Origin of the sequence: Thalassobaculum litoreum DSM 18839 (genome assembly GCF_900102465.1) — a bacterium.
Lineage (GTDB): Bacteria > Pseudomonadota > Alphaproteobacteria > Thalassobaculales > Thalassobaculaceae > Thalassobaculum > Thalassobaculum litoreum.
Genome location: NZ_FNBW01000036.1, coordinates 1 through 6,524 on the forward strand (window position 1 = coordinate 1; position 6,524 = coordinate 6,524).

The 6,524-nt window shown below is 66.6% G+C and carries 11 protein-coding genes; all 11 read right to left on the minus strand.

All coding sequences use genetic code 11. The features are described from left to right. Positions 1 to 81: 81 nt before the first annotated feature. Positions 82 to 363 (minus strand): hypothetical protein, encoded by a 282-nt coding sequence (locus tag BLS34_RS24895; RefSeq protein ID WP_093154777.1) that lies wholly within the window; start codon positions 361 to 363, stop codon positions 82 to 84. Further along, positions 360 to 581, minus strand: coding sequence for a hypothetical protein (locus BLS34_RS24900; protein ID WP_093154780.1), 222 nt, complete (start codon positions 579 to 581; stop codon positions 360 to 362). Before BLS34_RS24900 ends, BLS34_RS24895 begins: the two co-directional genes overlap by 4 nt. Position 582: 1 nt before the next feature. Beyond that, entirely contained in the window at positions 583 to 846 is a 264-nt protein-coding gene (locus BLS34_RS24905) for a TolB-like translocation protein (protein WP_093154782.1), read from the minus strand. 10 nt (positions 847 to 856) lie between these two features. Further along, positions 857 to 1,504 carry a DUF3164 family protein gene (locus BLS34_RS24910; protein ID WP_093154785.1) on the minus strand — a complete coding sequence of 216 codons (648 nt, stop codon included), beginning with the start codon at positions 1,502 to 1,504 and terminating at the stop codon, positions 857 to 859. 9 nt (positions 1,505 to 1,513) lie between these two features. Beyond that, on the minus strand, positions 1,514 to 1,807 hold the full coding sequence (locus BLS34_RS24915) for a hypothetical protein (protein ID WP_093154788.1): 294 nt from the start codon (positions 1,805 to 1,807) through the stop codon (positions 1,514 to 1,516). A 101-nt stretch (positions 1,808 to 1,908) separates the two neighbouring features. Then, complete coding sequence (locus BLS34_RS25740) at positions 1,909 to 2,184, minus strand: hypothetical protein (protein ID WP_139189488.1); 276 nt, start codon at positions 2,182 to 2,184, stop codon at positions 1,909 to 1,911. Continuing rightward, a complete protein-coding gene (locus tag BLS34_RS24920; protein ID WP_093154790.1) occupies positions 2,181 to 2,438 on the minus strand; it encodes a hypothetical protein in 258 nt (85 codons plus the stop codon). Before BLS34_RS24920 ends, BLS34_RS25740 begins: the two co-directional genes overlap by 4 nt. Then, the gene (locus tag BLS34_RS24925) at positions 2,435 to 3,373 is read right to left on the minus strand and encodes an AAA family ATPase (RefSeq protein ID WP_175474390.1); all 939 of its coding nucleotides are present in this window, start codon (positions 3,371 to 3,373) and stop codon (positions 2,435 to 2,437) included. Before BLS34_RS24925 ends, BLS34_RS24920 begins: the two co-directional genes overlap by 4 nt. Before the next feature lie 93 nt (positions 3,374 to 3,466). Further along, the gene (locus tag BLS34_RS24930) at positions 3,467 to 5,434 is read right to left on the minus strand and encodes a transposase domain-containing protein (protein WP_093154795.1); all 1,968 of its coding nucleotides are present in this window, start codon (positions 5,432 to 5,434) and stop codon (positions 3,467 to 3,469) included. Then, complete coding sequence (locus tag BLS34_RS24935) at positions 5,434 to 5,907, minus strand: hypothetical protein (RefSeq protein WP_139189489.1); 474 nt, start codon at positions 5,905 to 5,907, stop codon at positions 5,434 to 5,436. Before BLS34_RS24935 ends, BLS34_RS24930 begins: the two co-directional genes overlap by 1 nt. After that, positions 5,907 to 6,524, minus strand: a 618-nt coding sequence (locus tag BLS34_RS24940) for an MT-A70 family methyltransferase (RefSeq protein WP_139189490.1), incomplete at its 5' end; no start/stop codon positions are given. The genes BLS34_RS24940 and BLS34_RS24935, both read right to left, overlap by 1 nt.

Consider the following 6,524-nt stretch of genomic DNA (forward strand, 5'->3'; position numbering starts at 1 on the left):
CCAGCTCTTTCTTGGCGATCTGGATCTTGGCGACGCGGGGGCGCCGGGCGGCCTTGTCGTCGGCGCGGGTGGCGGTGGCGGTCATTCGGCGGCCCTCCTGGTAGGACCGGCGCAGCGCCGGCCGGCGGCGTTGACGATCAGCATGACGTCGGACCACCCAAGCTCGGCGGAGGCCCGATCGAGCGCCTCGCGCAGCTCGGTGCGCGGATCGCCGGCCGGGCGCTCGGCGGCCTCGCGCGCTGCCTGGGTCACCGCCGTCGCCGCCCGGCGGACATTGAGCTGCAGCGCTTTCGGCTGGTGTGGCAGCAGCTGCCGGGTGGCGGCCCAGAAGCCCAGCAGCGCGTCATCGAGCGGCCTAGTCATCGCCGCATCTCGCTGTCCGACACCGCCAGCGCCAGGGCGCCGCGATAGCGATTGATGGCATGGAGCCGTTCGGCGACCGGTGTGTTCTGAACCTGGCGCCAGCGCTGGCTGACATTCCGTCGATGGAATGTCGACGTCCGGCTCCAGCACTCGCGGCACATGGCGTGGCCCTTTCGGAGCGGGGCGCCGCAGCCGCGGACGGGGCAGACGCGGTCCATCTCAGATCCCCTGGCCGGCGAGGAACTCGCCGATCGGCGGCCAGCCGAGCCATTCGGCATCCGGCAGCGGCGTCGGCAGGCCCCGCACTGGCGTCAGGGTGCGGACCTCGCCGCCGGCCGCGCGGTAGACCCACAGGTCGCGGCGGCCATACCAGACATCCAGGTGGACTACGGGGACCTCGGCCGGCCGGGAGGCCTCGTAGATCTCACACTGGACCGGCGCCTCCGCGGCCGGGCGAGTGTGGCGATTTGCGAGCGCGCGCATCGACCCACCCTCATACCGCGGCCAGATCGATCGGCACGGCGCGCCACCCATCGGCCTGGTCGTGGCGAATGTAGAACCGGGCATAGCTCTTCGAGCCGATGACCCGGATGCTGTCGCGGATCGCCTCCTGGCCGCGCTTCCACCGCGCGTCGTCGAACTCCAGGCGGAGCAGCCGGAAGACCGCGTCGCGGCTGACCTGACCTTCCTTGTCGGCCTGGAACGCCTGATCGACCAGGGTGCGCAGCTCCGCGCGGGCATCCTCGGTCCAGTCGGAGATGCACTCGTCCAAGAGTGTGCGGGCCACCTGCAGCTCGGGGCCGAAGGTGAGCCGGTCCGCGACGGCGATCTGTACCTTCATCAGACCGTCGAAGGTCATAAAGGTGACGTTGCCGCGGCCCTTAGCACCCCGCTTCGTGGCGCCGTATTCCTCCTCCGCGAGGCTCATGTAAGACCCGGTGTCGGCGAAGACGTGGCCCTTGAAGCGCTGGATCTGGTTGTGCAGATCGACCGCGTAGCCCAGGACCTTCCGGACCATCTGATCTTCGAGCTGCTGGACCGGGCGGACGCTCGTTTCGGCAACGAACCTGCCCTTGGCGTCCTCCACATAGCCGACCGGGATCTCGCGGCTGGAAACGGGCAGAGTGAGTTGATCGCTCATGTCTGGCTCCTAGTTGGCTTCGATGGATCTGACGGCGTCGACGGAGTCCGCTGCCATGATCAGTGCAGCTGCTAGTCCGCGAGCCTCTCGGCTCCCGAGGCCGGAAAGGCCCTGGATGGGCTCACCGTCCTGAGAGACCCGAATCCAGGCCGCGTCCATGCCGACCTGAGTGGCTCGGCGGCAAACCTCGACCGAAACACCGTCCGGAAGCGGCTTGTTGACCATCTCCGCGAGGTCATCTTCGGTCTTCCGCTGGACCGCTCTGCGTCGGTCCGATTCCATGCGGCTTTCGTAATCGCCCATCGGGTGCTCCTCAGATCTGTGTGTTGGTGAAACGGCCGCGGCGGCTGCCGAGCAGCCACCACCGCAGTTGCTGGCGGATCAGCCAGAGCAGGCCCTGGCGCTTAGCCATGGTCGGCCTCCAGCATCACCAGGTGCGGCTCGCCGTCGGCGCTCTCGAAGGTCATGGTGATCGCGCCGCTGTCGGGGTTGGCATCCATCACGGCAATCGACGAAGTGCCGTCGAAGAAATCGAGCCGGCAGACCTGCATGTTTCCGCTTGGACGGACCCTCGAGACGAGGGCGTCGATCCGAACCGCCGACGGTCCCTTGCCCTCAGTCCAGCTGATCCGCGCACCCTCACTCGGGTACAGCGGCACGGCATCCATCACGGCGCTCATGTCCGCACCCCCGTGCCCGGCCGCTTGGAGCGGCGACGCATCGCCGCGAGGTCGACCACCTTGTCCCTCGGGTCGGTCGACGCGATCGTGCGAAGGCGTTTCGGGATCGGCTTGGCCTCGAGCCGCCGCGCCATGCGTGCGGCATCCTCCAGTTCGGCCAGACCGTGCTGGAACAGCTCGAAGGGGAAATGGCCGGTCTCACGCATCGTCTGGTGCCAGCTTTTGAGCACGCTCTCGATCTTTTCGGCGATCATTGCCCGCCTCCCAGGTTCGACCAGGCGCCGCGGATGTGCTCGGCGGTGATGTTGTCGATGCCGGATGCGTCGATCGCAGCGAGGCGGATGCACTTGGTTGCCACTCCCAGGGCACCCGGCCGCGCGGCGATCTCCGCCAAGAGCCGAATGCTTTCCTCATCGGCGAGGCCCCAGGCCTCGACCAGCGCTTTCAGGTCGGACTTGCCGGCCTTCTTGATGCCGCGGCGGACACCGATGCGTCGGCTGAGCTGCGGAGGTACCGCCAAGCTCGGCCGGGTCTTATCGTCGAGCTTGTTGTCGCCGACCCAAGCGACGCCGACCTTCGTCTCGTCGTAAAGGCAACGGCACTCGTCCAGGCAATCGATTGGCAGGTGCTGGGCCTCGTCCAGGATCAGCAACCCGGCGGTGTTGGCGATCCGCGCGGAGATCTCGCGGAACAGCTTCCGCGCACCGGCATGGGGCATTTCCTTGCAGCCCACCGCGTCGGCGATCTGCTGCAACATCGAGATGATCGTCACGCAGTGCCGCGGGATCGTAGCGATCCAGACGTTGCGGTTGGTGTCGCGATAGTGCTCGCAGGTCGCGGTTTTCCCGACACCCGGACCGCCGAAGATGACCGCGATGTCGGCGGTGACATGGGCGAGCGAGAGAGCGGTCTTGATCTGCAGGGCCGCCGGTCCTTCGAACCAGCTGGGCGCCGTCGGCAGCAGGCTGGTGGTGGCCGCGCGTCGCTCATGCGTCGCCAGCCACTGTTCGATCTTGACCCGCACGGCCTGGCGGTTGCCCGAGTAGGAGCCATTGCGCAGTCCGCTGATGGCGGCGGCATTGATGCCGATCTGCTGGGCGGCTTTGTTCTGGCTTAGGCCCCGGATTTCCAGGACCGCGTCCAGGCGCTGGATCAGGTCGGCATCCGTTTCCGGTGCCGCCCCTTCCACGACTTGCAAAGAATTGCTAATTTGCACGTTCTACATCCTTTCTTTGCTACCACTTCGGCGGGCGTTCCAGCGCCCGCCGCTCTACGTCCGGGCTCAGAGCCCGTGACGATCTCTGTCCGCCTTCCACTGCAGGACGTTGGCGACGAATTGGTCGGAGAAGGCACCGCGATCCTGGTCCTCGAGGAGATCAGGCGCGGCCTTCACAGCTGTGTTGCCCTGGAACCGGTGAGCGCGGATCACCCGCGCCTCCGGAGCTGGCATATCGGGAATGGCAGGCGTCATGCGGGCCAGGTCGGACACCGACAGGCGCAGCTCAGCTTCAGCCAGCTCGCGGGTGGCCCGGCGAAGGTCTGCGAGCGCGCGTGCTTGGCGCTTGGCAGCGTCACGATCCATGAAGCCGCTGTCGTCGACGCACTGCGCCGCGCACAGGTAGCGGCCATCCAGGTCGTAGACGTGGATCGGCTGGTGGAGCCGGTCCGGATCGAACCGGACCGCGACCTTCCGGCCGACGATCCTGCCCAGCTCCTCGGTCCAATACCGGTTGCCGTGAAGGTGGATCTCGCCAGACGGGGCGCGGCAGGTCAGGCCCTCAACGGAGAGCAGCCAGAGCCGTCGCAGCGTCTCGTCGCCGGGCGCCGGCTTGCGGATCAGATCGCGGGCGTAGCTCTCGGCGAACACGTCATCGCAGGATCGGCCCTTAGCCACGGCAGTGTTGCGGTCGGTCCGGCTGTTGAACCGGTTGATCTCGCGCTCGCAGACCGGCAGCAGGTCCGCAAGATCGATTGCCCGCGCGCCATAGTTCCAGGGCTTGTTCTGCGGCGCGTTGCCGGTATAGGCGCCCTCACACTCCGGTGCCTTCGAGATGTACCTGGCAAGGTCACCGAAGGCGCGCTCAATCGGCTTGGATTGCCCATGCGCGGGCTTGGTGAAGCGCAGATCGACGCCGAGAGCGGGGAAGAGGCCGACGAAGTCGTCGTCCTTGATCTTGTAGCGGTTCCGGTACCGCGATCCGGCGGTGTTCGACTTCGCGGCGGCGGCCATCGTGTTGTCGGAAAATACGTAGTATGGGATGCCCCACTGCTCGACCAGGTCGCCGAATGCCAGGCGGAAGCCCTCGGCACTCTCGCTGGTGTCGACCCGCCAGGAGAGGATCTTGCCGCTGGCCAGATCCTGGAAGGTGAGCAGCATCACCCGGTCCTTCTTCCCATCCGGCCAGCGCACGAAGAGGTCCAACCGGTGCCCGTCGTAGTTGACCGCCTCCAGCGCATGCAGATTGTCGCGCCGCCGGCGTTGAGCCGGGATCCGGCTCGCCAGGGCATCGGCGCCGTCGCGCTTCAAGGTGATGACAGCCGGGTCGATCTCGCGCTTCAGCTTGCGCGTGAGCGTCTTCAGGCTCTTCGGCAACGCCCAGCCATGCTCGCGGGAAGCGTCCTTCAGCCGCTGCCAGCACTCGGCCGGGGACGGCTTGGAGCCGCGCAGATAGTCGGCCAGGAAATACTGCCAAGCCTCGTCGTCGATCTCGGCCTTAGCGCGACCTCCGCCCTTGTAGGCCGGGGCCAGATAGGCAAGCCAGTCGCGGCGATCGGAACCGGCGACCAGGTCGAACCAGTTCCAGAGCGATGCGACGCTGCAACCGTGCTGGACAGAGACCACCGAGATTGCTGCAGTGCGGCTCGATCCGCCGTTCTCCAGCAGCTCCACCGCGTGCAATGCCGCCAGACGCTGGCGTGCGTGGCCCTTCGCCTTGTCGGTGAGCTTCTCGAAGGCCTTCCAGCGCGCCTCGGCGTCGCGGTTGTCGTTGTCCGGCTCTTCGGCTTGGACCTTCTGCGGCAGGGCCGCCCGCGCCAGCAGAGCGGCACGGGCGGGAGCCGGCAGGATATCGACGTGATACTCGAAGCCTCGGCCGCGACCGGCCTTACGCCTGGAGAGCGGCGTGCCGTCCATGGTCTTTGCTGAGGACCACGATTGTTCGGATGCGACCTGGTTGATGCCGCGCTTTGTCGACGGCAGACCCGGCAGTGAGAGGCCGGCAAGCTGATCAGCGGTGAACCAGGAACCCATCAAGGCAGCTGCTCCCCAAGCTCTTCGCGTTCCTTATCCATCTCCTCGGTAAACCTGCGGATCTGCTCATTGAGCAGGCCGAGCTTGATCAGGCGGCGGTGCCGTGCCGGTATCACAATGCAGTCGATATCCTCGGCGCCGATCGAGAGAAGCCGTGGATCCTCTAGGACCTTTGCCAGGGCGATAAGGCGAGCAGCCGGAATGCGGTGCTCTTTCTTGGCGGTGCTGGCGTAGTTGTTGAGGTGGGTTTCGGTGACGGTCTCACCGAGGTGCTCGCTCATCAGCCGGGCGATCTCTGCGCGGCTCAACTCGCTGTCCTTCATGGACTTCGACACCGCCGCGGCGATACGGACGTCCAGGGTCGCGCCTTTGACCTCGCCCTTTTCGTATCCGATCGCGGGCTCTGGGACCGGCTGCTTCTTCAACAGGTCGAGCAGGTCCATCGTCAGGCTATCGTTGCGGGCCTTGGCCATCATCCGACCTCACCGAATTTGGCGACCTCGTCGCCGAGGGACTTCCAGCCGGGGCGGGTGTTGCGCGCGAACAGCTCCAGATACGGGCCGTCGAACAGCGTCTCGATGCGCTCGTACTGGCTAGGCGGCTTCTGGCTATGGCCGCGCCGGGGAGAGCGGATCTCGTCGTGCGGCCACCAGTCGATGAAGTCGCGGACGCTGTGAACGCCCTCGGGGATCTCGACGTCGCCGAAGAAGGCAGTCGGCTTGCGGAGCTGGGGGTTGCCGCGGGTGCAGAGCAGGCACGGCTCCAGGTTCTTGCGGGTGCCGTAGCCGGGACCGAAGGCATACTTGCCGGTCTCCGGGTTGTACTTCCGCCATTCCCAGGCGAGGCCGGCATACTCGAAGCCCCAGGCCTCGATCACGCGCGTCCAGGACGGCATGTGCGGCCAGGTCACCCACAGGAACAGCGTGGCGTCCTTGGCCGCGAGAAGGCTGACGTCGACGCTGCAGATCTCGCCGATCGACATGGTGTCGTAATGCCGGCTCGGGCTCTTTCCCTGGCCCTTCTCGCTGTGCGTGTCGAAGGGCCAGTTGGGATCGGCGAGGATCACAGGATAACCGCCGGTTCGGCGGTG